Origin of the sequence: Massilia sp. CT11-137 (assembly GCF_047302885.1) — a bacterium.
Classification (GTDB): Bacteria; Pseudomonadota; Gammaproteobacteria; order Burkholderiales; family Burkholderiaceae_D; genus Telluria; species Telluria orientalis.
The window spans coordinates 3,103,591-3,126,728 of record NZ_JBKYMP010000001.1; the positions used below are offsets into that span (position 1 = coordinate 3,103,591).

General features: G+C 67.9%; 16 protein-coding genes. 10 read left to right on the top strand and 6 right to left on the bottom strand.

The features are described 5' to 3' along the window. Window positions 1-2: 2 nt before the first annotated feature. The 6 genes from smc to ACEN98_RS14135 are packed head-to-tail and all read left to right on the top strand — an operon-like array spanning window position 3 to window position 8,972. Complete coding sequence (smc, locus tag ACEN98_RS14110; protein ID WP_413385292.1) at window positions 3-3,527, top strand: chromosome segregation protein SMC; 3,525 nt, start codon at window positions 3-5, stop codon at window positions 3,525-3,527. Then, on the top strand, window positions 3,524-4,702 hold the full coding sequence (locus ACEN98_RS14115; protein ID WP_413385294.1) for a cell division protein ZipA C-terminal FtsZ-binding domain-containing protein: 1,179 nt from the start codon (window positions 3,524-3,526) through the stop codon (window positions 4,700-4,702). Before smc ends, ACEN98_RS14115 begins: the two co-directional genes overlap by 4 nt. Before the next feature lie 7 nt (window positions 4,703-4,709). Continuing rightward, a complete protein-coding gene (gene ligA / locus ACEN98_RS14120) occupies window positions 4,710-7,073 on the top strand; it encodes an NAD-dependent DNA ligase LigA (protein ID WP_413385296.1) in 2,364 nt (787 codons plus the stop codon). After that, window positions 7,070-7,960: a UTP--glucose-1-phosphate uridylyltransferase GalU gene (gene galU / locus ACEN98_RS14125; protein WP_413342295.1), complete on the top strand. Its 891-nt coding sequence runs from the start codon at window positions 7,070-7,072 to the stop codon at window positions 7,958-7,960. The genes ligA and galU overlap by 4 nt, the downstream gene beginning before the upstream one ends. Next, window positions 7,957-8,493: a peptide deformylase gene (def, locus tag ACEN98_RS14130; protein ID WP_413385298.1), complete on the top strand. Its 537-nt coding sequence runs from the start codon at window positions 7,957-7,959 to the stop codon at window positions 8,491-8,493. Before galU ends, def begins: the two co-directional genes overlap by 4 nt. Continuing rightward, window positions 8,490-8,972 carry a hypothetical protein gene (locus ACEN98_RS14135; protein ID WP_413385300.1) on the top strand — a complete coding sequence of 161 codons (483 nt, stop codon included), beginning with the start codon at window positions 8,490-8,492 and terminating at the stop codon, window positions 8,970-8,972. Before def ends, ACEN98_RS14135 begins: the two co-directional genes overlap by 4 nt. A gap of 325 nt (window positions 8,973-9,297) precedes the next feature. On the opposite strand, the gene ACEN98_RS14140 is transcribed toward ACEN98_RS14135, so the two are convergent. Further along, the gene (locus ACEN98_RS14140) at window positions 9,298-11,079 is read right to left on the bottom strand and encodes a DUF885 domain-containing protein (protein WP_413385302.1); all 1,782 of its coding nucleotides are present in this window, start codon (window positions 11,077-11,079) and stop codon (window positions 9,298-9,300) included. Window positions 11,080-11,183: 104 nt separating this feature from the next. Continuing rightward, window positions 11,184-12,800, bottom strand: a complete 1,617-nt coding sequence (locus tag ACEN98_RS14145) for a M28 family peptidase (RefSeq protein ID WP_413385305.1) — start codon at window positions 12,798-12,800, stop codon at window positions 11,184-11,186. Between the two features lie 174 nt (window positions 12,801-12,974). On the opposite strand from ACEN98_RS14145, the gene ACEN98_RS14150 reads away from it, so the two are divergent. From ACEN98_RS14150 to ACEN98_RS14165, 4 genes are read left to right on the top strand one after another with little or no spacing between them, the layout of a single operon-like run. Continuing rightward, the gene (locus ACEN98_RS14150; protein ID WP_413385307.1) at window positions 12,975-13,370 is read left to right on the top strand and encodes a hypothetical protein; all 396 of its coding nucleotides are present in this window, start codon (window positions 12,975-12,977) and stop codon (window positions 13,368-13,370) included. Then, the gene (locus ACEN98_RS14155; protein WP_413385309.1) at window positions 13,367-14,827 is read left to right on the top strand and encodes an RAD55 family ATPase; all 1,461 of its coding nucleotides are present in this window, start codon (window positions 13,367-13,369) and stop codon (window positions 14,825-14,827) included. Before ACEN98_RS14150 ends, ACEN98_RS14155 begins: the two co-directional genes overlap by 4 nt. 8 nt (window positions 14,828-14,835) lie before the next feature. Further along, the gene (locus ACEN98_RS14160; RefSeq protein WP_413385311.1) at window positions 14,836-15,888 is read left to right on the top strand and encodes a sensor histidine kinase; all 1,053 of its coding nucleotides are present in this window, start codon (window positions 14,836-14,838) and stop codon (window positions 15,886-15,888) included. After that, on the top strand, window positions 15,801-16,118 hold the full coding sequence (locus ACEN98_RS14165; RefSeq protein ID WP_413385990.1) for a response regulator: 318 nt from the start codon (window positions 15,801-15,803) through the stop codon (window positions 16,116-16,118). Before ACEN98_RS14160 ends, ACEN98_RS14165 begins: the two co-directional genes overlap by 88 nt. On the opposite strand, the gene ACEN98_RS14170 is transcribed toward ACEN98_RS14165, so the two are convergent. The 4 genes from ACEN98_RS14170 to ACEN98_RS14185 form a co-directional block, all read right to left on the bottom strand. Then, a complete protein-coding gene (locus ACEN98_RS14170) occupies window positions 16,108-17,304 on the bottom strand; it encodes a pyridoxal phosphate-dependent aminotransferase (protein WP_413385313.1) in 1,197 nt (398 codons plus the stop codon). The genes ACEN98_RS14165 and ACEN98_RS14170 overlap by 11 nt on opposite strands. Before the next feature lie 44 nt (window positions 17,305-17,348). Beyond that, entirely contained in the window at window positions 17,349-20,207 is a 2,859-nt protein-coding gene (locus ACEN98_RS14175) for an EAL domain-containing protein (protein ID WP_413385315.1), read from the bottom strand. Window positions 20,208-20,211: 4 nt separating this feature from the next. Then, on the bottom strand, window positions 20,212-21,066 hold the full coding sequence (locus ACEN98_RS14180) for a phosphate/phosphite/phosphonate ABC transporter substrate-binding protein (protein WP_413385317.1): 855 nt from the start codon (window positions 21,064-21,066) through the stop codon (window positions 20,212-20,214). Between the two features lie 154 nt (window positions 21,067-21,220). Next, the gene (locus tag ACEN98_RS14185; RefSeq protein WP_413385319.1) at window positions 21,221-22,723 is read right to left on the bottom strand and encodes a peptide MFS transporter; all 1,503 of its coding nucleotides are present in this window, start codon (window positions 22,721-22,723) and stop codon (window positions 21,221-21,223) included. Window positions 22,724-23,138 lie beyond the last annotated feature (415 nt).

The following is a 23,138-nucleotide window of genomic DNA, read 5'->3' on the forward strand; positions in this document are numbered from 1 at the left end:
ACGTGCGTCTATCCTCCATCAAATTGTCGGGATTTAAGTCTTTCGTCGATCCCACCAATTTCCAGGTGCCGGGGCAGCTGGTCGGCGTGGTCGGCCCGAACGGATGCGGCAAATCGAACATCATCGATGCCGTACGGTGGGTGCTGGGCGAATCGAAAGCGTCCGAGCTGCGCGGCGAATCGATGCAGGACGTGATCTTCAACGGTTCCACCAACCGCAAGCCGGCCGGGCGCGCGTCCGTCGAACTCGTGTTCGACAACAGTGCCGGCAAGGCGGCCGGGCAGTGGAGCCAGTACGCCGAGATCGCCGTCAAGCGCACGCTCACGCGCGACGGCACGTCGACCTATTACATCAACGGCCAGCCCGTGCGCCGGCGCGACATCCAGGACATCTTCCTCGGCACGGGCTTGGGGCCCCGCGCCTACGCCATCATCGGCCAGGGCATGATCTCGCGCATCATCGAATCGCGCCCGGAAGAGCTGCGCGTGTTCCTGGAGGAAGCGGCCGGCGTCTCGAAATACAAGGAGCGCCGGCGCGAGACGGAAAACCGGCTGTCCGACACGCGCGAGAACCTGCTGCGCGTGGAAGACATCCTGCGCGAGTTGAATGCCAACCTGGAAAAGCTGGAGGCGCAGGCCGCCGTCGCCAACCGTTTCCACCAGCTGCAGGCCGACCAGGAAGAGAAGCAGAAACTGCTCTGGCTCCTGCGCCGCAACGAGGCCAGGGCCGAGCAGTTGCGCTGGTTCCAGGAGATGGAGCAGGCGCAGACCGGACTCGAATCCCAGAACGCGCAGCTGCGCAACCTGGAGCTCGAGCTGGAACGCATGCGCCAGGCGCACTACGAGACGGGCGACCGCCTGCACGTGGCGCAGGGCGCGCTGTACCAGACCAATTCCGAGATCGGCAGCCTGGAAGCGCAGATCAAGTTCGTCGTCGAGTCGCGCACGCGCCTGCAGAACCAGATCGGGACGCTCACGGCCCAGCGCGAGCAGTGGCTGAACCAGGCGGGCGAGACGCAGGAGCAGATCGAGGAAGCCGAGTTCCGCCTGGAAGAACTGGCGGCGCGCGTGGAAGGCGCGCAGATCGCGGCGGAGGCGCAGAACGAACGCCTGCCCGACCTGGAGGCCGCGTGGCGCGACGCGCAGAACAGGTCGACCGAGTCGCGCGCCCGCATCATGCAGATCCAGCAGCGCATCGAGCTGTCGTCCGCGCACCAGCGCAATGCGTCGAACATCCTCGCGAGCCTGGCCACGCGGCGCGAGCGCCTGCAGCAGGAGCGCGGCGGACTCAATCTGCCGGACGCCGGCCACCTCGACAACCTGCGCATGCAGCTGGAAGAAAAGCAGCTGCAGCTGGAAGAACAGAACCTGATGCTGGAAGAGGCGGCGAGCCGCCAGGAAGCCGTCGAGCAGGAGCGGCGCGACGCGCATGCGCAGGTCCAGCAGGAGACCGCCTCCAACGCCAGGCTGGAAGCGCGCTTGACCGCGCTGCGCCAGCTGCAGGAACGCGTGCAGACGCAAGGCAAAGTCCAGCCGTGGCTGCAGAAGCACGAACTGGATAAACTGCCGCGCCTGTGGCAGAAGCTCGACATCGAGACGGGCTGGGAGACGGCGCTGGAATCCGTGCTGCGCGAGCGCACGGGCGCGCTGGAAGTGTCGAACCTCGATTGGGCGCGCGGCTTCTTCGGCGATGCGCCGCCGGCCCGCATGGCGCTGTATTCGCCGGCACCGGGCAGCGCGGGCGCGCAGGATCATCACGGCCTGAAGCCGTTTGCGAGCCTGTTGAAACTGAACGACCCGGGCCTGCGCGGCCTGCTGGACGACTGGCTGACCGGCGTCTACGTGGCCGACGATCCGGGCACGGCGCTCGCGCAGCGTGGGAGGCTCCCACAGGGCGGCTGCTTCGTCACGCCGCAGGGCCACATGGTCACCGCGTCGAGCGTGCGCTTCTACGCGGCGGACGCCGAGCAGGACGGCGTGCTCGCGCGCCAGCACGAGATCGACAACATCGGCAAACAGTTGCGCGCGCAGGCGCTGCTGCTGGACGAGGCCCGCACGCGCGCCACCCGCGCCGACGCGGCGGTGTCCGACCTGCAGCGCCGCCTGCAGGACGGCCGCCAGAAAGTCGCGACCTTGCAGCGCGACGTGCATGCGCTGCAGATCGACGTGGTGAAACAGGCCGAGGTCGAGGCGCGCTTCAACCAGAGGAGCGGCCAGATCGCGGCGGACCTCGACGAGATCGCCGCGCAGGAAGCGGAGCAGCGCCAGGCGAAGGCCGAGGCGGAAGCGCAGTTCGAAGAGCTGGACATGGAACTCGCCGAACTGCAGGGCGCGCACGAGGATGGCCAGGTCGAGTTCCAGGAACAGGAGCGGATCCTTGCCGAAGCGCGCAACCGCCTGCGCGACCTGGAACGCGCGGCGCAGGAAGCCGTGTTCGCGGAAAAGACGCAGCGCACGCGCATCGAGGAACTCCGCCGCACGATCGCCACCGCCCAGCAGCAGGCGCAGCAAGTCCTGGAAAGCATCGCCGCCGGCAAGCTGGAACTGGAAGCGCTGGAATCCGGCGCGGCGGCCGAGGGCCTGCAAGACCTGCTGGCAAGGCGCACGGAGCAGGAACGGCTGCTTTCCGATGCGCGCCACGAACTGGACCAGCTCACGCAGCAGCTGCGTGCGGCGGAAGAAGCCCGCATGGCGGCGGAGCGCGGCCTGCAGCCGCAGCGCGAGCGCATCACCGAGATGCAGCTGAAGGAACAGGCCGCGCGCCTGAACCAGGAACAGTTCGCGGAAGCGCTGGCGGCCACGGGCGCCGACGAGGCCGCGCTGTCCGAAAAGCTCGATCCCGAGCTGAAGCCGTCGTACCTGCAGGGCGAGGTCACGCGCCTGACGAATGCCATCGCGTCGCTCGGTGCCGTCAACCTCGCGGCAGTGGAAGAGCTGGCGCAGGCGACGGAGAGAAAGCGCTTCCTCGACGCGCAGAACAACGACCTGCTGGAGGCGATTTCGACGCTGGAAGGCGCGATCTCCCGCATCGACCGCGAATCGCGCGACCTGCTGCAGGACACGTTCGACCGCGTCAACCTGCATTTCTCGGAACTGTTTCCGATTCTGTTCGGCGGCGGCCAGGCCAAGCTCGTGATGACGGGGGACGAAATCCTCGACTCGGGCGTGCAGGTGATGGCCCAGCCGCCCGGCAAGAAGAACGCGACGATCCATCTGCTGTCCGGCGGCGAGAAGGCGCTGACGGCGACGGCCCTCGTGTTCTCGATGTTCCGCCTGAACCCGGCGCCGTTCTGCCTCCTCGACGAGGTCGACGCGCCGCTGGACGACGCCAATACCGAGCGCTTCTGCCGCATGGTGAAGCGCATGTCGGACCATACCCAATTCCTCTTCATCTCGCACAACAAGATCGCGATGGAGATGGCCAACCAACTGATCGGTGTGACGATGCAGGAGCAGGGCGTGTCGCGCATCGTCGCGGTGGACATGGAGTCCGCCGCGAATTTCGCTACTGAGGCACAAGCAGCATGACAGACTTTCAAATGAGCCTGATCGCGGCCGGCGGCGTCTTCGTCGTCGGCGTCATTAGTTACAACAAGTGGCAGGAGTACAAGGCCCGCAAGAGCGTCGAGCGCGCGTTTTCGCACGACCACGACGACGTGCTGATGAAGGGCGGCTCGAGCGAGCGCGCGGAACCGCACGTCCAGCGGCACGAGCCCGTTCTGGACGGCGGCCCCGTGCCGGATCACGACGTGCTGATCGAGCCGGGCATCGTCGCCGAGCCGTTCCAGCACGCCGCGCCGGGCCCCACACCTGCGGCCGCGCCGGTGCCCGCGGCCGCGGCCGCGCTCGACCCGGCCGCCGAGCTGCCGGCCGTGAAGCCGGATACGCCGCCCGCGCAACTGGCCGAGAACCTCGTCGACCCGCTGATCGACTGCCTGATCCCGCTGAATTCGGAAGGCCCGCTGCGCGGCGACCGCATCCTGCCCGCGCTGCTGAAGTTGCGCCGCGTCGGCAACAAGCCCGTGCACTTCGTCGGCCTCGCGGTGAACGGCGACTGGGAACCGATCGTGCACGGCGGCGTGTACACGAAGCTGCAGGCCGGCGTCCAGCTGGCCACGCGCACGACGGCGCTGAATGAGCTGGAGTACTCGGAGATGGTCACGCGCCTGCGCGCCGTCGCCGACGAGATTGGCGCCGAGCCGGAAGTGCCGGACATGATCGAAGTGATGAGCGAAGCGAAGACGCTGCACCGCTTCGTCGCCGGCCACGATGCGCAACTGGGCGTGAACCTCGCGTCCAAAGGCGCGCCGTGGGCAATGGCCACGTTGATCGGCGCGCTGGAAAACGCGGGCTTCGACGTGCGCCCGGACGGCAAGTTCGTCATGCTGGACAAAGAGGAGGGCGGCGGCACCCTGTTCACGCTGTCCACGAACGTCACGCTGGGCGCCGATACGACGTCGCGCCTGACCCTGCTGCTGGACGTGCCGTGCGTGCCCCCGGTCCGCGACGGTTTCGGCAAGATGGTCGCCTGCGCGAAGGACCTCGAGCAGCGCCTGGATGCTGCCATCGTCGACGACTTCGACCAGCCGCTGACGGACGCGGCGCTGGAAGAGATCGCGGGCCAGGTGCGCGAGTTCTACCAGGAGATGGACACGGCCGACGTCGCCGCCGGTTCCACCCGCGCGCTGCGCCTGTTCAGCTGAGGTGAGCATGGCCGACCTGGAACGGATGGCGTGGCTCGTCAAGGAACTGAACCACCACATCTACAACTACCACGTGCTCGACGCGCCGACGATTCCCGACGCCGAGTACGACAAGCTGTTCCGCGAACTGCAGGCGCTGGAAGCGCAGCATCCCGAAGCCGTGTCGGTGGATTCGCCGACGTCGCGCGTGGGCGCCGCGCCGATCCCGGAATTCAGGCAGGTCACGCATGCGGTGCCCATGCTGTCGCTGAACAACGGCTTTTCCGATGAAGACATCGACAACTTCGACCGGCGCGTGCGCGATGGCCTCGGCCACGCACAGGTGCATTATGCGGCCGAGTTGAAATTCGACGGCCTCGCGATGAGCCTGCGCTACGAGAACGGCGTGTTCGTGCAGGCCGCCACGCGCGGCGACGGCTACACGGGCGAGGACGTCACCGCCAACATCCGCACGGTGAAGGTGATCCCGCTACGCCTGCGCGGCGACGATATTCCGGCGGTGCTGGAAGTGCGCGGCGAAGTCCTGATGTTCAAGGAAGACTTCGAACGCCTGAACCAGCGCCAGCGCGACGCGGGCCAGAAGGAATTCGCGAACCCGCGCAACGCGGCCGCGGGCAGCCTGCGCCAGCTCGACGCGCGCATCACGGCGCAGCGCCGCCTGCGCTTCTTCGCGTACGGCATCGGCCTGCTCGAAGGCGCGCCGCTGCCGGAATCGCATTCGAAGGCACTGGACTGGCTCGACCAGCTTGGTCTCCCCGTGTCGAAGGAACGCGCGGTGGTCACCGGATGCGAAGGCCTGCTGGGCTACTTCCACGACATCGGCGCGCGCCGCAAGTCGCTGCCGTACGAGATCGACGGCGTCGTGTACAAGGTCGACCGCTTGTCGGACCAGCGCGAGCTGGGTTTCGTCTCGCGCGCGCCCCGTTTCGCGCTTGCGCATAAATTCCCCGCCGAGGAGGCGCTGACGACGGTGTCCGCCATCGACGTGCAGGTGGGCCGCACCGGCGCGATCACGCCGGTGGCGCGCCTCGTGCCCGTCTCGGTCGGCGGCGTGACCGTCACGAATGCGACCTTGCACAACGAGGACGAGGTGCGCCGCAAGGACGTGCGCGTGGGCGACACGGTCGTCGTGCGCCGCGCGGGCGACGTCATTCCCGAGGTGCTGTCCGTCGTGCTGGAACGCCGCCCGACGCCGGTACCGCCCGTGTACGAACTGCCGAAGACGTGCCCCGTGTGCGGCTCGCACGTCGTGCGCGAAGAGGGAGAGGCCGTTGCGCGCTGCTCCGGCGGCCTGACGTGCGCCGCACAGCGCAAGGAAGCGATCCGCCATTTCGCGGGCCGCCGCATGATGGACATCGAAGGGCTGGGCGACCGCTATATCGACAGCCTCGTGGAAGCGAATTTGATCCATGGCGTGGCCGACCTGTATCGCCTCACCCTGGACGACCTGCTGAAGATGAAGCGCCTCGCGGACGAACGCGACGGTACGACGCCGGAGACGGTCAAGCAGGGCAAGGTCGCGACGAAGTGGGCGGACAACCTGCTGGCCGCCATCGCCGCCAGCAAGCATCCGCCGCTGGAGCGGCTGCTGTTCGCGCTGGGCATCCGCCACGTGGGCGAGTCGACGGCCAAGACGCTGGCCGACTGGCTCGGCAGCCTGGCGCTCGTGCGCCGTGCGCCGGCCGCGCTGCTGCGCGTACTGCCCGACATCGGCGGCACGGTCGCGGAAGCGATCGCCGACTTCTTCGCGGAAGAGAAGAACCAGCAGGCGCTGAACGATTTGCTGGCCGCCGGCGTCGCGCCGCAGGGCGAGCATCCGGCGCGCGCGCAGCTGCGCGAAAAACTCGACGACGTGGGCCTGCTGGCCGCGCTCGGGATCCCGAAACTGACGGAGCCGCGCGCGCGCCAGTTGCTGGCCGACGGCCGCACGCTGGACGACCTGGCGCACCTGAAGATATTCAGCGTGTTCGGCCTGCCGGAAGGCGTCGTCACGGCGCTGGAGCAGTGGATGGCGGTGCCGGGCAACCGCGCGATGCTGGCCGCGCTGGCGGCGCTGCGCACCGAGCTGCTGGCGCTGCTGCCGCAGGATGCCGTCGACGCGGCCGGTCCGCTGGCCGGCAAGACGTTCGTGCTGACCGGGACATTGCCGACGATGTCGCGCGATGCCGCGGGCGCGCTGATCGAACAGGCGGGCGGCAAGGTGTCCGGGTCGGTGTCGAAGAAGACGTCTTACGTCGTCGCGGGCGCGGAGGCGGGCAGCAAGCTGGAAAAGGCCGAGCAGCTCGGCGTGACCGTGCTGGACGAGGCGGGCCTGCTGGCCCTGCTGGGTGCACAGAATTCAATTCAATCATCAGACGGAGCTTCACAATGACCGCAATCAAGAAAGCCGTATTCCCGGTCGCAGGCCTCGGTAGCCGCTTCCTGCCGGCCACCAAGGCGCAGCCGAAGGAAATGCTGCCCATCGTCGACAAGCCGCTGATCCAGTACGCGGTCGAGGAAGCGGTGGCCGCCGGCATCACCGAACTCGTGTTCATCACGGGCCGCAACAAGCGCGCCATCGAAGACCATTTCGACAAGGCCTACGAGCTGGAATCGGAACTGGAAGCGGCCGGCAAGCAGGAACTGCTGAAGCTCGTGCAGCAGGTCATTCCGAAGAACGTCAACTGCATCTACATCCGCCAGCCGGCCGCGCTGGGCCTGGGCCATGCCGTGCTGTGCGCCCGTCCCGTGATCGGCAACGAGCCGTTCGCGGTGCTGCTCGCGGACGACTTCATGGACACGGCCGACGGCCACAAGCCGGTGCTCGCGCAGATGACGGACCTGTACGCGTACGAGAAGTGCAGCGTGCTCGCCGTACAGGACGTGCCGCGCGCGAACACGCGCCAGTACGGCATCGTCAGCGCGCGCGCCTACCGTCCGGACCTGGAGCTCGTGTCCGGGATCATCGAGAAACCGAAGCCCGAGGATGCGCCGTCGACCCTGGCCGTCGTGGGCCGCTACGTGCTGTCCGGCGCCATCTTCGAACACCTGGAAAACCTGGGGACCGGCGCCGGCGGCGAAATCCAGCTGACCGACGGCATCGCGTCGCTGATGTCGCGCGAACGCGTGCTCGCGTACCGCTATGCCGGCACGCGCTACGACTGCGGTTCCAAGCTGGGCTACCTGAAGGCGACGGCCGCCATCGGCATGAAGCACCCCGAGACGGCCGAAGGCTACCGCGAATTCCTCACGCACCTGTGCGCGGACCTGCCGAAATGACGATCCGCGAGATCCTCAAAATGGGCGACCCGCGCCTGCTGCGCGTGGCGGAGCCCGTGCGCGCGTTCGACACGCCCGAACTGCACGCACTCGTTGCCGACATGTTCGAGACGATGCACGCCGTCGACGGCGCTGGCCTGGCCGCGCCGCAGATCGGCGTCAACCTGCAGCTGGTGATCTTTGGCTTCGGCAAAAACCAGCGCTACCCGGACGCGCCCGCCGTGCCGGAGACGGTGCTGATCAACCCGGTGCTCAAGCCTCTGTCGGAAGAAATGGAAGAGGGCTTCGAAGGCTGTTTGTCGGTGCCGGGCCTGCGCGGCAGCGTGCCGCGCTACACGCGCCTGCATTACGAGGGCGTCGACCAGTACGGCAAGCCGATCAGCCGCGACGTGGACGGTTTTCACGCGCGCGTCGTGCAGCACGAGGTGGATCACCTGCTGGGCATCCTGTACCCGATGCGGATCCGCGACTTCACCCGCTTCGGCTTTACGGAAGTGATGTTCCCCGATCTCGATCCGAAGGCCGACGATTGAAAACGCGCGCCCTTTTCGCCTTGCTGGCGCTGCTCGGCGGCGGCGCCCATGCCGACGACCTGTTCACGAAGATCGACGCCGGTCCGAAGAGCGAACTGTGGATCGACAGCGGCTTCGCGACGTACCACTTCGACCGCGACAAGAACCTCAACGGCGGCAACCGCGGCCTCGGGTTCGAATACCGTTTCTCCGGCACGATGGCCGCGGCGGCGGGGCGCTTCGTCAACAGCGACCGCTATTATTCGAATTACGCGGGTGTGCTGTGGCAGCCGTATGCGCTGGGCCCCGTGCGCCTTGGCGCGGCGATCGCGATGTTCGACGGGTACCCGAAGATGCGCGACCGCGGCTGGTTCCCGGCCATTGTGCCCACGTTCACGTACGAGTATCAACGCGTGGGCGTGAATGTCGGCGTGATCCCGTCGTACAAGGATCGCCTGTACGGCGGTATCTCGGTGCAGTTGAAGCTGAAGTTGTTCTGACGTTCGCGTGGGCGCGGGGTGCACACCGTAACGGTATTCCGGCGTTCGCGTGGGCACGGGGTGCATACGGTAACGGTATTCCGGCATTCGCGTGGGCACGGGGTGCATACGGTAACGGTATTCCGGCGTTCGCGTGGGCACGGGGTGCATACGGTAACGGTATTCCGGCATTCGCGTGGGCACGGGGTGCCCACCCTACGGCTTTCGGGGAATCGTAGGGTGGGCTCCCCGAGCCCACGAAGCGCATCAGTTAGCGGTTATTTTGACGGTGGGTAGCGAATCGTAGGGTGGGCTCCCCGAGCCCACGAAGCGCATCAGTTAGCGGTTATTTCGACGGTGGGTAGGGCGACTTCCCGCCGTCCGCGATGAACGTATCGATCCGCGCCTTCAGCACGGGCAGCGGCACGGCCCCGAGCTGCAGCACCGTGTCGTGGAACGCGCGGATGTCGAACCTGTCGCCCAGCGCCGCCTCGGCCTTCCGGCGCGACTCGACGATCGCCATCTCGCCCAGGTAGTACGACAGCGCCTGCCCCGGCCAGGAGATGTAGCGGTCGACTTCCGTCTGGATCTCGTGGTCCGACAGCGCCGTGTTGTCGTGCAGGTAGGCCTGCGCCTGTTCGCGCGTCCAGCCCAGCGCGTGGATGCCCGTGTCGACGACGAGGCGGCTCGCGCGCCACGCCTGGTAGCTCAGCATGCCGAACGTTTCGTACGGCGTCTCGTACATCCCCATCTCGCTGCCCAGGCGCTCGCAATACAGCGCCCAGCCTTCGCCGTACGCGGAAATGTACGCGCGGCGGAATGGCGGCACGCCCTGCTGTTCCAGCGCCACCGGCATCTGGAACGCGTGGCCCGGTGCCGATTCGTGCAAGGTCAGCGCGGGGAGGCTGTACAGCGCGCGCGCCGGCAGGTTGTACGTGTTGACGAGGTAGATGCCCGGGCCGCCGCGCGCCGACGTGTAGTACGGCGCCTGGTCCGGCGGCACCGGCACGATGGCGAAGCGGCGGCGCGGCAGGTAGCCGAAGTACTGGTCGGCCTTGCCGTCGAATTTTTTGGAAATCCACGCCGCGCTTTTCAAGAGTTCTTCCGGCGTCTTTGCGTAGAACTGCGGATCGCTGCGCAGGAAGGCGAGGAAGGCGGGCAGGTCGCCCTTGAAGCCGGCCTTGACCATCGTCTCCTGCATTTCGGCGCGGATCTTCGCCATCTCGGACAGGCCGATCTCGTGGATCTGCTGCGCCGTCATGTCCGTGGTCGTGTACTCGACGATCTTCGACTGGTAGTACGCCTTCCCGTCCGGCAGGCGCTCCGCCGCCAGCGTCGTGCGCGCGTTCGGCACGTACTCGTCGCGGAAGAATTGCAGGGCTTGCGCGTACGCGGGTTTCACGGCACTGTCGATCAGCGCGATGCCCTGCGTGCGCAGGCGCGTCTGCTCGTCCATCGGGATCGTCGCCGGCATCTCCTTGAATGGCGTGTACCACACCGTCTCTTCCGGCGTCTTCGCGTTGACGATGTTCAGCAGCGGCGCATCGCGGCCGGCCAGCGTCACCCGCGGCGGCGTGAAGCCGCGCGCGAGGCCGGCCCGCATATTGTCCAGTTCTTCGCCGAAGTAGCGGGGCAGGTCGGCCAGCTGGGCGAGATAGGCGCGGTATTCCTCCGCATTTTTCAAGGGACGGCGCGCGATGTAGGCGATGTCGGACCAGAACGCGCTGTCCGCGTTCACGGGCTGCTCGTATTCGCGGAAGCGCTGCGCGGCGACGAATGCGGCGATCTGCGCGCGGTACACGGCATAGTTGATCTGCTCGGCGCGCGAGAGGTCCGCCGCGCGGATACCGTCCAGCTGGCGCAGCACGCCTTCCCACATCGCCAGGCGCGCCGCCTGCGTGCGCGCGTCGACCTTCGGCAGCGCGTCGCGGACGTCGCGCGGCTCGTCCTCGTCCCATGCGATCCGCTGCTTGATCCGCCACTGCCACTCGGCCTTGTAGATGGCCTGGAAACGCGCATCGGCTTTCGACGCCGTTTTCGTGGCGGCGGGTGCGGCGATGGCGGCGACCGGCGCGAACTGCGCGGACAGGGCGAGGGAAAGGGCGGCGGCGAGCAAGGTCTGCTTCATGGTGGTCCTGTGGTCGAGGTGTCGTGAGCGGAGGCGGGGTGTTGCCTCAACTCGCGATATTACCCGGCCATACCACGGCAGGCCAGTCGCATTTTGGTAACCCTTCAACGCTTTACCTTGCCGTACGCCTCGCCCGCCTTCCAGGTCGGCATCGTCGGCGCATTCGCGACCGCATAGCCGAGGTTCAGGGTGAACTGCGCCTGCTGCACCATGCCGGACAAGTCCCAGGCCGGATCGTACTGGTCGCTGACCTGGTGGTAGTCCTTCGTGAACGCGCGCATCTTCGCGCCTTCCGCGGACTGGTCGTGCTCGAAATCGAAATGGCCGTCGCCCGAGAACACGGCCGAGCCGACGTTGAACGCGGGGACGCCGGCCTTGGCGAAGTTGAAGTGGTCGGCGCGGAAGTAGGCGCCGCCGAGGTCCGGCACCGGTGCGGCCAGGCGCAGGCCCATCGCCTTCGCGACCGTGGCGGACGTCGCGTACAGCGAGCTGCGCTCGGCGCCGGCCACGCCCATGTCGCGCGTGCGGCCGACGAAGTTCATGCTGTCCAGGTTCAGGTCCGCCGCGGTCTTCGCCAGCGGCCACACGGGATGGCGCACGTACGCCAGGCTGCCCAGCAGGCCCTGTTCTTCCGCGCACGGCCACAGGAAGATCTGCGTGCGCCTGGCCGGACGCTTGACGGCCGCCTGCGCCATCGCGAGCAGGGCCGCGGTGCCGGAGCCGTTGTCGATGGCGCCGTTCCAGATGTGGTCCGGCTTGCCGTTGTCCGGGTCGATGCCCAGGTGGTCCCAGTGCGCGGAATAGATCACGGCCTGGTCGCGCAGCTTCGGATCGGTGCCGGGCACGATGCCGGCCACGTTGTACTCGACGACAGTGCGCACGGCACTCTTCACGTCGGCCTCGACGCTGGCCGCGAGCGGCACCGGCCTGAAGCCGCGCACTTCGGCGGCGGCGCGCAGGCGGTCGAGGTCCTGGCCGCTGGCCGCGAGCAGTGTCCGCGCCATGTCTTCGCTGATCCAGCCCTGCAGCGCGTTGCCTTTGCCCGCCAGGTGGAATTGCTCGTGCGAGAAGCTGTTGAGGGGGACGCTCCACGGATACGACGCGGACGGTGTCGTGTGGATCAGCAGGATGCCGGCCGCGCCCTGGCGCACCGCTTCCTCGAATTTATAGGTCCAGCGGCCGTACCACGTGAGCGACTTGCCGCCGAAGCGGTCCGGCTCCGCCCCGGTCGGCTGCGGATCGTTGACCATCGCGACGAGCACCTTGCCCTTCACGTCGGCGCCGAGGAAATCGTTCCAGCGTTCGTCGGGCGCGTCGATGCCGTAGCCGACGAACACGAGGGGCGCCGACACGCGCGTGGCCGCGCTGCCGTTGGCGTTGCCGAACACGACGTCATGGCCGAACGTGACGGGCAGCACCCGGCCGCCGGCCACGAAACGGAGCGTGCTGCCGGGCAGCGTCTTCTGGCCGACCAGTTCGACTTTCTGGCGGTAGCCGCCGTCCGCCAGCGGCTTCAGGCCCAGCACGGCGGCCTGGGTCTCGAGGTAGCGCACGGTGAGTTCGCCGCCGCGCTGGCCCGTGCCGCGGCCTTCCAGCAGGTCGTCGGCGAGGAAGGACAGATGGGCGCGCAGCGGTGCCTCGGCCACGGGCGGGGCGGACTGGGCGTGCGCGGCGCAGGTGGAGGCGAGGAGCAGGGAAGCGGCACAGGTACGGAAAAACATGGTGAACGGCTCATGACTGATACAAAAACGCGATGGTAGCACCGCGTGTCGCACATTGTCCGTATTGACACTCTATTAAAAAAATTGACCTTACATTCACGCTATAATCGGTAGAACGGACGTGCCAAGCCGAGGCCACGCCGCATGGCATGACAACCCCGACACCACCCCTGCATGGATAAAGACGAAAACCGAGCGCAACCGGCTCCCGCCGATCATGCCGCGCCGCTGATCCGGCCCTGGTCGCGCCTGGGCCGGCAACTGGTGCCACTGATCGGCGAAGGCGGTTTCGTCGCGTTGTTCACGCGCTCGGCGCGCCTGCTGGCGCCGCCGCGGGCGTGGCTCAGCGTCGACGCCACGCGCCGCACGAGCACGCTGCTGCTGACCGCTCTTGAGCGAGACCTGGCGGCGGCGGACCCCCAGGAAGCGGCCGCGACACACGATGAATTGATGGGTCTGTTCGTACGGCAGCTGGGGACCCTCATCGGCCCCGCGTTGACGGCACGGCTGCTGTCCGAAACCGGTGCGGACGGCACGCCGCAAAAGAATCAAGAGGAGCACAAGCAATGAGCGAAAAAGTAACCCTGGAAAAACTGAGCACCGGTGTGCCAGGGCTCGATGTGCTTCTGGGCGGCGGCCTGACCGAGTTTTCGTTCACGCTGATCGCGGGCGCGCCCGGCAGCGGCAAGACGACGCTCGCGCACCAGATCATGTTCGCGCTCGCGAGCGAACGGCGGCGCGCGCTGTTCTTCACGGTGCTGGGCGAACCGCCGCTGAAGATGCTGCGCTACCAGCAGCAGTTCTCGTTCTTCGACATGGACAAGGTCGGGCCCGCCGTCCGCTACGTCAACCTGGCCGACGACCTGCGCGCAGGCGATTTCAGCGGCGTGCTGGAACGGATCATGCGCGAAGTGGAGGACTTCGGCCCGAGCCTCGTGTTCGTCGATTCGTTCCGCTCCGTCGTGCAGACGGCGCGCAGCGGCAACGAGGGCCTGTGGGACCTGCAGCACTTCGTCCAGGAGCTGGGTTCGCGCATGGCCACGTGGCAGGCGACCACGTTCCTGATCGGCGAGTACAGCCAGGCCGACGTCGAGGCCAATCCGATCATCACGGTGGCCGACGGCATGATCGCGCTGTCGCACAACCTGGACGAGGACGCGGTGGTACGCAAGATCCGCATCGTCAAGATGCGCGGCCAGGCCCACATGGCGGGCGCGCACACCTTGCGCATCACGGACGACGGCATCCGCGTCTACCCGCGCCTGCTCACGCCGCAGCCCGAGGCCTACCTGACCATCGCCGCCGATCCGGCCCGCATTCCGACCGGCGTCGCGGGCCTGGACGACATGCTGCACGGCGGCCTGCCGCAGGGCCACACGATGCTCGTTTCCGGCCCCACGGGGATCGGCAAGACGATCCTCGGCACGCGCTTCCTGCAGGCCGGGGCGGCGCGGGGCGAGAAGGGCGTCGCCGTGTTCTTCGAAAAACACACGGCGCGCCTGCACAACGCGGAACTGATCAAGCTCGTGCAGGGCGGCCAGGTGACGGTGCTGCAATCGCTGTCGCTGTCGCTCACGGTCGAGGAATTGCTGGACCAGCTGACGGAGGCGATCGAGCGCACGGGCGCGACGCGCGTCGTGATCGATTCGCTGTCGGAGATCGGCCTGTACCTCGCGCCGGAATTCCGCTACGACCTGCGTCTGTCCGTGCTCCGCACGCTGTCGCTGCTGGCGCGGCGCGGCGTCACCGCCATCGTCACCGTCGGCTACGAGGACAATACGCCGAACTGGCGCTTCTCGATCGACAACCTGTGCTTCCTGGCCGACGCCGTGCTGTCGATGCGCTTCGCCGAAATCGAGGGACACGTCTGCAAGTTCATGACGGTGGTGAAAGTGCGCGGCACGGACCACAGCAACGAGCTGCGCGAATACCGCATCACCGACAAGGGCATCGAGGTCGATCCGCATGCGACGGAATTCGATGCCCTGATGTCCGGTTTCCCCACCCGGCGCCGGCCGCGCGACTGAGGACGACGATGGGAACGTACGAGCAACAGCCGCCTGTTTCGGAACAACGTTCCTTCGATGAGTCCGCGCTGCTGGACCGGATCCGCGCGCTCGAAGCGGACGTGGCCAGTCTGCGCGAAGCGAACGAGCACCTCGTGCTGGCCACCGTCGACGCCCAGTACCAGCGCGAGGATGCCGAGGCGGTCAATCGCCGCCAGAACGAATTCCTCGCGATGCTGGCGCACGAGCTGCGCAACCCGCTGTCGCCGCTGGCGATGGCCGCGTCGCTGCTGGAACGCGACGCGGACGCCGCGCCGCAGCAGCTCAGGCTCGCGCGCGTGATCGCGCGCCAGGTCGACCACATGGCGCGCCTGCTCGACGACCTGCTCGACGCGGCCCGGCTCAGCAGCGGCAAGATCAAGCTGACGGTCGAGACGCTGGCGCTGGCCGACGTGCTGCGCCACGCCGTCGAAACGGTGCAGCCGCGCGTCCTGGAGCGAGGCCAGGTGCTGGACGTCGAACTGCCGGCGGCGACGGTCGCGGTGGAAGGCGACAAGGTGCGCCTCGCGCAGGTGTTCACGAACCTGCTCGGCAATGCGTCGAAGTACACGGGCGACGGCGGCCGGCTGCGGCTCGCCGCCCAGGCAGGATCCGACGAAATCGTGGTGACCATCGCCGACAACGGCACCGGCATCGCGCCCGAGGTGCTGCCCTACATCTTCGACCTGTTCACGCAGGGCCCGCGCTCGCTGGCCCGGTCCGAGGGCGGGCTTGGCGTGGGCCTGAACGTCGTGCGCAACCTCGTGGGCATGCACCGCGGACGGTGGAGGCCCACAGCGACGGCCCCGGCCGCGGCAGCCGCTCCCCGGGGCGCCGGCCGCGCGCCGCCGGGCTGCCCGCGGCGCCGGTCCGGCCCGAGCCGGCCCAGGCCACGCCGCGCCGCCGCATCCTGCTCGTGGAAGACAATGCGGATGCCAGCGCCACGCTGGCCGACATCCTCGCGGCGGAAGGACATGACGTCGTCTGTGCCGGCGACGGCCGGGCAGGCCTGGCGCGCGCGCTCGCGGAGCGGTGGGACGTGATCGTGTGCGACATCGGCCTGCCGGAACTCGACGGCCTCGAGCTGATGCAGGCCCTGCGCGCGCAGCAGGAAGGCGCCCGTCCTTACGCGATCGCGCTGACGGGCTACGGCCAGCCGGACGACGAGGCACGGGGCTTCGAGGCCGGATTCGACCGCTATCTCGTCAAGCCGGTCGGCGCCGCGGCGCTGCTGGCCGTCGTCGCCGACGCGCCGGCCGACGTCAGCGCCTGATCAGTGCCGCCAGGCGGTCGACCGCCTGTTCGATCCGCTCGTACTTCGTCGCGTAGGAAAAGCGTACGTGCTGCTTCGGCGCGGCGAACCCGAAGTCGTCGCCCGGCACGAGCGCGACCAGCGCGTCGCGCAGCACGGCCATGCCGAACGCGCTGCTGTCGTGCGCCAGCGCGTGGTTCACCTGCGTGATGTCGGCGTACACGTAGAACGCGCCGTCCGGCAGCACGGGCACCTGGAACCCGAGGTCGCGCAGCGCGGGCACGAGGAAGTCGCGGCGGCGGCGGAATTCCCGGCGGCGCTCCTCGAAGATGGCGATCGCGTCGTCGTGGAAGGCGGCCAGCGCCGCGTGCTGGGCGATGGCGGGCGCGCAGATGAACAGGTTCTGCGCCAGTTTTTCGACGGCCGGCACGAGCGATTCCGGCAGCACCAGCCAGCCCAGGCGCCAGCCCGTCATGCTGAAGTATTTCGAGAAGCTGTTGACGGTGATGACGTCGTCGCCGAAGGACAGGGCGCTCGTCGCGCGGTCGCCTTCCTTGTCACCGTAATAGAGACCCTGGTAGATCTCGTCGACGATGGAGAATCCGCCGCGCGCGCGGACGGCCGCGACGACGTCGCGCGTCTGCTCCGGCGTCATCGACGTGCCGGTCGGGTTCGACGGCGACGCGACGATCACGCCGCGCGTGCGCGCCGTCCAGCGCTCGGCCACCTGGGCCGCCGTCAGCTGGTAGCGTTCGGCGGGGCCGGACGGCACGAGGACGGCCCGGCCGCCGAACGCGCTGACGAAATGGCGGTTGCACGGATAGCTCGGGTCGGGCATCAGGACTTCGTCGCCGTCCGCCACGAGCGCCGCGCAGGCCAGCAGCAGGCCGGCCGACGCGCCCGCCGTCACGACGATGCGCTGCGGGGAGATGTCGAGGCCACAGGCGCGGGCATAGTGCGCGGAGATGGCCTCGCGCAGGGCGGGAAGGCCCAGCGATTCGGTGTACTGCGTGGCGCCGCGCTGGATCGCGTCCATGGCGGCGCGGGCGACCAGGTCGGGGGCCGTGAAGTCGGGTTCGCCGACGCTCATGCTGATGACGTCCTGGCCGGCGCGCACCATGCTGGCTGCGGCCTTGACCATTTCCATCACGCGGAAGGGTTCGATGGCGTCGACGCGGCGCGCCACCTGGAGGGGATTGTGAGACATCGTGGGATAGTCGAAACGGTGGAATCCCTCCAGTTTAGCCGATCCTAGGCAATCGCGGTCCCGGCCAGCAGCGCTTCGCACGCCTGGGCCGGCACGGGTCGGCTGACGTAATAGCCCTGGATCTGGTCGCATCCGTACTGTTCCAGTTCGCGCAGCTGGTCCACGTTCTCGACGCCCTCGGCCACGACCTTCAGGCTGAGGCTGTGCGCGAGCCGGATCACGGCCTTCGTGATCGCGGCGTCGTCCGGATCGTCCGGCAGGTCGCGCACGAAGGTGCGGTCGATCTTGAGCGCGTCCAGCGGGAAGCGCTTCAGGTAGGCGAGGCTCGAATAGCCGGTGCCGAAATCGTCCACGGACAGGCGTATGCCGAGGGCCTTGATGCGCGCGAGGATCTCGACGGCGGCCTCCGGGTTCGCCATCAGCATCGATTCCGTCAATTCGAATTCCAGCAGCGCCGGGTCGACGCCGGCGCGCGCGACGATGCGCTCGACGGCGCCGGCGAGATCCGCCTGCTGCAGCTGGCGCGCGGACAGGTTGATCGCTACCGGCTGCACGGCCATGCCCTGCGCCTGCCATGCCTTCAGCTGGCGGCACACTTCGCCGATCACCCATTCGCCGACGGGCAAAATCAAGCCCGTGTCCTCGAGGATGGCGATGAATTCCAGCGGCGGCACGAGACCGCGCTGCGGATGGTTCCAGCGCAGCAGCGCCTCGAAGCCGCTGATGGTGCCGGTCGCCAGGTCGAGCTTCGGCTGGTAGTGCAGCAGGAACTCGGCGCGCTCCAGCGCCTGGCGCAACTGCGTTTCCGTCTGCAGGCGCTGCGTGGCGTTCTCGTGCATCTCCGCGACGTAGAACTGGTAGTTGTTGCGGCCGCCGTTCTTGGCCCCGTACATCGCGGTGTCGGCGTTCTTCAGCAGGGTCTCGGCGTCGCGGCCGTTCTCGGGATACGTGGCGATGCCCACGCTGGCCGACACGAACAGCTGCTGGCCTGCGAGATAGAACGGCTGCGCCAGCGCCTCGATGACGCGGGCGCCGATGCTGGCGGCGATGCCGTCGTCGTCCAGCGCGGGCAGCACGAGCGCGAATTCGTCGCCGCCCAGGCGCGCCACGACGTCGTCGGCGCGCGCGCAGGCCGACAGCCGTTTCGCCGCCTGCACGAGCAGCTGGTCGCCGACGCCGTGGCCCAGCATGTCGTTGACGTTCTTGAAGCGGTCGAGGTCGATGAACATGACGGCCGCGCGGCCCTGTGCACGCGCGGCGGCGGCGATCGCGTCTTCGAGGCTGTGCGCGAGACGGCGCCGGTTCGGCAGGCTCGTGAGCGGGTCGTACTGCGCCAGGTAAGTCAGGCGGTTGCGCGCTTCCTGGCGCTCGACGGCGGTGGCGACGATGTTGGCCACGCCGTGCAGGAAGCTGGCGTCGTCGGCCCCGAAACGGCGCGGGTGCGCGGCGTACACGCCCAGCAGGCCGAAGGTGCGCTCGCCGCACACGATGGCCGTGTCGATGCCCGTGTCGATGCCGTGCAGCGCCGCCAGCGGCGCGAACCAGGGCCGCAGCGCAGCGTCGATGCCAGGCGCGTCGCCGTGCTGGCAGGCCAGCTGGAGACCCGTCGACTGCGCCAGCCGGCCCGCGCCCGCGCGCACTCGCATGCCGTCCGGCCCCGTTTCGAACAGCGCGGCGCAGGCCGCGCCGAGGCCGCGCGCGGCGGCGTCGGCGGCGTCCGCGAACAGGTCGTCGAGGCCGTTCGCGGCCAACGCCTTGCGCCCGAGCTCCGCGATCAGGGTCTGGCGCTGCGCGTTCTCGACGATCGTGCGCTCGAATTCCTTGCGTTCCGTGATGTCGATGTCGATGCAGATGTAGCGCTCGACCGTGCCGTGCGCCGCGAACATCGGCACGATGGTGCGGTACCAGTGGCGCCGGCCGTGGCGTCCCGCGATCACGACCTCGCCGTTCCACACGCGGTCCGACGGCTGCCACGGCAGGCGCGCGCCGGCCGGGCGGCCCACGTCGCCCAGGCGCTGCCCCACGACCTCGGAGCGGGTGAAGCCGCTGCTCGTCACGAACAGGTCGTTGACGCCGGTGATCACGCCGGCCGCGTCGGCCTCGCACACGATCGCGGCCTGGTCCATCGCGCTCTTGTGCTGCATGAGGGAGTTCATCAGCGAGTCGATGCGCTGGCCGAACTGGTCGCGCAGGCTCGCCGCGCTGCGGTTCACGGCGCGGATCGCTTCCTGGATCTCGGTCGGCGCGTCGGCCAGCAGCGCCGCCTCGGCCGTGACGCGGCCCGCGGCCACGTCGTGCTCGAACGAGCGCAGCCGGCCCAGGTTGTCGAGCCAGCGGCGCACGAGGGTGCGCATGAGGACGAGGCTCGCGACGAACACGACGAACGCCACGCCGGCGGTCTCCAGCACGAGGCTCCACACCTGGGCCGCCAGCTTTTCCTCGTCGAACTGCAGGCGCACGACGCCGTAGTCCTTGCCGCCCACGTTGGCGATGCGATTGACGTCGTACAGCTTGGCGGCGATGCAGGCCGCCAGCCAGCGCGGCGCCAGCGCGCGCGTCACGCGCGGCGCGTCCACGCGGATCGTGCCGCCGCCCACGTCGATGAATTCGGCGCGCTTGAACGGCGACTGGAACAGCATCTTGCCCAGGGTGCGCTTGACCGTGTCGTAGTCGCCGATCACGACGCTGTCCTCGATCGTCTGCGTCGCCACCTCGACGAGCGTCAGCGCGGTGTCCTGCGTTTCCTCGATGTGCTGCAGGAACTGGTAGCGGTAGAACAGGCCCAGGCCCGTCCCCATCGACAGCAGCAGCGTGAGGCTGAACACGGTGAACACGCGGCCGACGAGGGAGCGGGGCAGCGCGGGAATGATGCGCATGACGCGCAGGAATGGGGAGAATGTCATCGCGTCAGCGCACGTTCGACGGCGCTTCCGCGTAGAACGCGCGGTAGCCGGCATAGTCGGCGTCGCTGGCCGCGACGAAGGCGAGCGGCACCGCGGCATGCACGAGTTCCGTGGCAGCCGCGAGGATGCGGCGGCCTTCCGGGTCCTGGTCCATGCCGATGAAGGCCTGGGCGACGGCGCGGACCTGGTCGGCCGGCACCCGCGGCGACGCCATCAGCGCGAGATCGTTGAACGGTTCCGAACTCCACAGCACGCGGAACGATTTATGTTCGCGCCGCTCGTAGTTCTGCACGAGTTGCGAATTGGCGCCGGCCGCCATCGCCTTGCCCGCGAACATCTGTGCAAAGGCGGCATCCATATTGCCCGCAAAGACGACGTCGACGGGGATGTTCCGGTGCTGCAACTGGGCATACGCCACCTTGTACGCGAGTATCGCTTCCGGCCCCGGGAAGGCGACGGACTCGCCGGCCAGTTGCGCCAGGGTCATCACGTGCGAATCGGCCGGCACGACGATCTGCGCCCGCACGGGCGGCGCGTCGCGGCGGCCGAACACCGTCCAGCCCATCCTGGCGCGGTCGGGGCTGAACAGGTGATTCGTGAACGCGAAGTCGACTTCGCGCGCGAGCACGTAGCTCGTCGTATCGGCCGACGTGCGGCCCAGCTTGAGATTCAGCCGGACGCCGCTTTTCTGCGACACGTAGCGGATGATCGGGTTCCAGAAACCGGCCGACACCTGCAGGTTGTACTGGTTGACCGGCGAAAAATTGTAGGCCGGCGGCGGCGCGGCACGCACGGCGCCGGCGGCGGACACGCAGGCCACGACGGCCAGGAGAGGGCGGACGAAGTAAGGACGATACATGGCTCGTTGACGTGGCGCCGGCGGAGTGTCGGCCGGCATGTCGCAAATATAACATATTTCCGGTTTGCAACAAGCCGAAACGTTTTGCCAAGGTTGTCGTCACGTCGTATTGATGGGTTCCTCATGAACAATGCGGTGCTTGAGATCCATGCGGTCAGTTGTGGGCGTGGTGGGTGGCCGACAGCTTGCGCATCAGGGGCAGCACGGCCAGCGCGATCGCCGTGCAGACGAGCGCGCCTATGCCCAGCCTGTTGAACAGGCTCGTGTAGATGGGCAGGGTCTGCACGGGGTCCGTCACGTCGCCCGGCACGCTGGCCAGGTTGGCGACGACGCCGCCCAGGTATTGCGAGATCCCGGTGGCGACGTAGTACGCGCCCATCATGAAGCCGCTCATGCGCACCGGCACGTAGCGCGCGACCATCGCGAGGCCGAGGCCGGAGACGAGCAGTTCGCCCAGCGAATACAGGCCGTAGCCCGCGACCATCACCCACGACGACGTCTTGCCGCCGACGGCGAACGTGCCCGCCACGCCGTACGCGAAGAAGCCGAGCGCCACGGCGAAGAAGCCCAGCGCGAACTTGCCGGCGATCGACAAGTCCCTGCCGCTGCGGCCGGCGGTACTGTAGGCCCACGCGAGCACGGGCGACAGCACCATGATCCAGATGGCGTTCAGCGCCTGGAACTGGGCCGGCGACCAGTCGAACAGGTGCGCGCCGAGCAGGTTGAATTCCAGGTCGACATTGCGCAGCGCGAACAGCGACAGCGACGTCGACATCTGCTGGTAGAAGATGAAGAAGAACACGGACTGCAAGGTGAGCACGAGCGCCGCCGTCAGGCCGGCGCGCTCGTTCGGCGCGCTCCTGCGGATCAGGTGGATGAAGATGCCCAGCACGACGAGGCCGGCCAGGTAGACGAAGATGCGGGCCAGCGTCTGGTATTCGAGGATCACGGCCGACACGCCGACCATCACGACGCCGCCCGCCAGCACGGCGGCGAGCTTGCCCACGGCGAGCGGGCGCTCGTCCGGCAGCGAGCCCACGTGGGCGATCGTCGCGCGCATGAGGAGCACGTTGAACAGGCCGACGACGAGGCCGACGCTGCACGCGCCGAACGCGATGTGCCAGCCCACCTCGCCGCCGTACGTCGCGTTGACGTAGTCCTTGATCCACGGCGTGGCCAGCATCGAGATCGTCGAGCCGACGTTCACGGCCATGTAGTACAGCGTGAACGCGCTGTCGATCTTCGAATCGTCGCCTTCGTAGATCTTGCGCACGAGGTTTGCCGTGTTCGGCTTGAACAGGCCGTTGCCGACGACGACGACGCCCAGGGCGCAGAACAGGAACCACGTGTTCTCGGTGGGGACGGCCATCAGCGCATAGCCGACCGTGAGGACGAGGGCGCCCAGCACCATCGAGCGCTTGGTGCCGAGGACCTTGTCGCCGATCCAGCCGCCGATCGCGGGCGAGACGTAGATCAGCGCCGCGGCGGCGCTCCAGACCAGGTTGGCGCGGCTGTCGTCGAAGCCGAGGCGCTGGACCATGAAGTACACGATCAGCGCCTGCATGCCGTAGTAGCCGAAGCGTTCCCACATCTCGATCAGGGCGATGGTGAGGAACGAACGGGATTGCGTGGGGAGGGGAAGGATTTCGGTTTTCATGGAAAGGGTCGGGCAAAGCGTGGATGCTACGCCAGAGACAGGCGGCATGCAACACGCATATCGCCTGTACTGACAGGCGTTATGCGCTTTTTTGCGCGTGCGCGAGCTGTTTCAAACTTGCAGAAGTCGCAATCAGAAGATTCGGATTTTCGTGATCGGAAACCATGAGAGTGTGCACGCATTTGGCCCTGCTGGCGCGCCGGCCGACCTGCACCTGAAACAGCTCGCGCGGCTGGACGAACTGGAGCGCGCGCTGTGCGAACCCGACCCGGTGCGCTGATCGTGCGCAATCATCGCGAACACAATGAAAATTTTCACGCCGCCTGTTATCGCTATCTTCTTTATATCGTGAAGCGGGAAGGTGGCCGTTCAAATACCTTGATTTGGCGGGCGGACCACCATTTCGTTCGTCGTT

What these genes read in the sequence shown, in the direction of transcription:
- ligA (WP_413385296.1), top strand. Translation starts at nt 4,710, where the DNA reads ATGGCCGACCTGGAACGGATGGCGTGGCTCGTCAAGGAACTGAACCAC.
- ACEN98_RS14185 (WP_413385319.1), bottom strand. Translation starts at nt 22,723, where the DNA reads ATGAAAACCGAAATCCTTCCCCTCCCCACGCAATCCCGTTCGTTCCTC.
- ACEN98_RS14150 (WP_413385307.1), top strand. Translation starts at nt 12,975, where the DNA reads ATGGATAAAGACGAAAACCGAGCGCAACCGGCTCCCGCCGATCATGCC.
- ACEN98_RS14170 (WP_413385313.1), bottom strand. Translation starts at nt 17,304, where the DNA reads ATGTCTCACAATCCCCTCCAGGTGGCGCGCCGCGTCGACGCCATCGAA.
- ACEN98_RS14155 (WP_413385309.1), top strand. Translation starts at nt 13,367, where the DNA reads ATGAGCGAAAAAGTAACCCTGGAAAAACTGAGCACCGGTGTGCCAGGG.
- ACEN98_RS14160 (WP_413385311.1), top strand. Translation starts at nt 14,836, where the DNA reads ATGGGAACGTACGAGCAACAGCCGCCTGTTTCGGAACAACGTTCCTTC.
- ACEN98_RS14145 (WP_413385305.1), bottom strand. Translation starts at nt 12,800, where the DNA reads ATGTTTTTCCGTACCTGTGCCGCTTCCCTGCTCCTCGCCTCCACCTGC.
- def (WP_413385298.1), top strand. Translation starts at nt 7,957, where the DNA reads ATGACGATCCGCGAGATCCTCAAAATGGGCGACCCGCGCCTGCTGCGC.
- ACEN98_RS14175 (WP_413385315.1), bottom strand. Translation starts at nt 20,207, where the DNA reads ATGACATTCTCCCCATTCCTGCGCGTCATGCGCATCATTCCCGCGCTG.
- ACEN98_RS14140 (WP_413385302.1), bottom strand. Translation starts at nt 11,079, where the DNA reads ATGAAGCAGACCTTGCTCGCCGCCGCCCTTTCCCTCGCCCTGTCCGCG.
- galU (WP_413342295.1), top strand. Translation starts at nt 7,070, where the DNA reads ATGACCGCAATCAAGAAAGCCGTATTCCCGGTCGCAGGCCTCGGTAGC.
- ACEN98_RS14115 (WP_413385294.1), top strand. Translation starts at nt 3,524, where the DNA reads ATGACAGACTTTCAAATGAGCCTGATCGCGGCCGGCGGCGTCTTCGTC.
- ACEN98_RS14180 (WP_413385317.1), bottom strand. Translation starts at nt 21,066, where the DNA reads ATGTATCGTCCTTACTTCGTCCGCCCTCTCCTGGCCGTCGTGGCCTGC.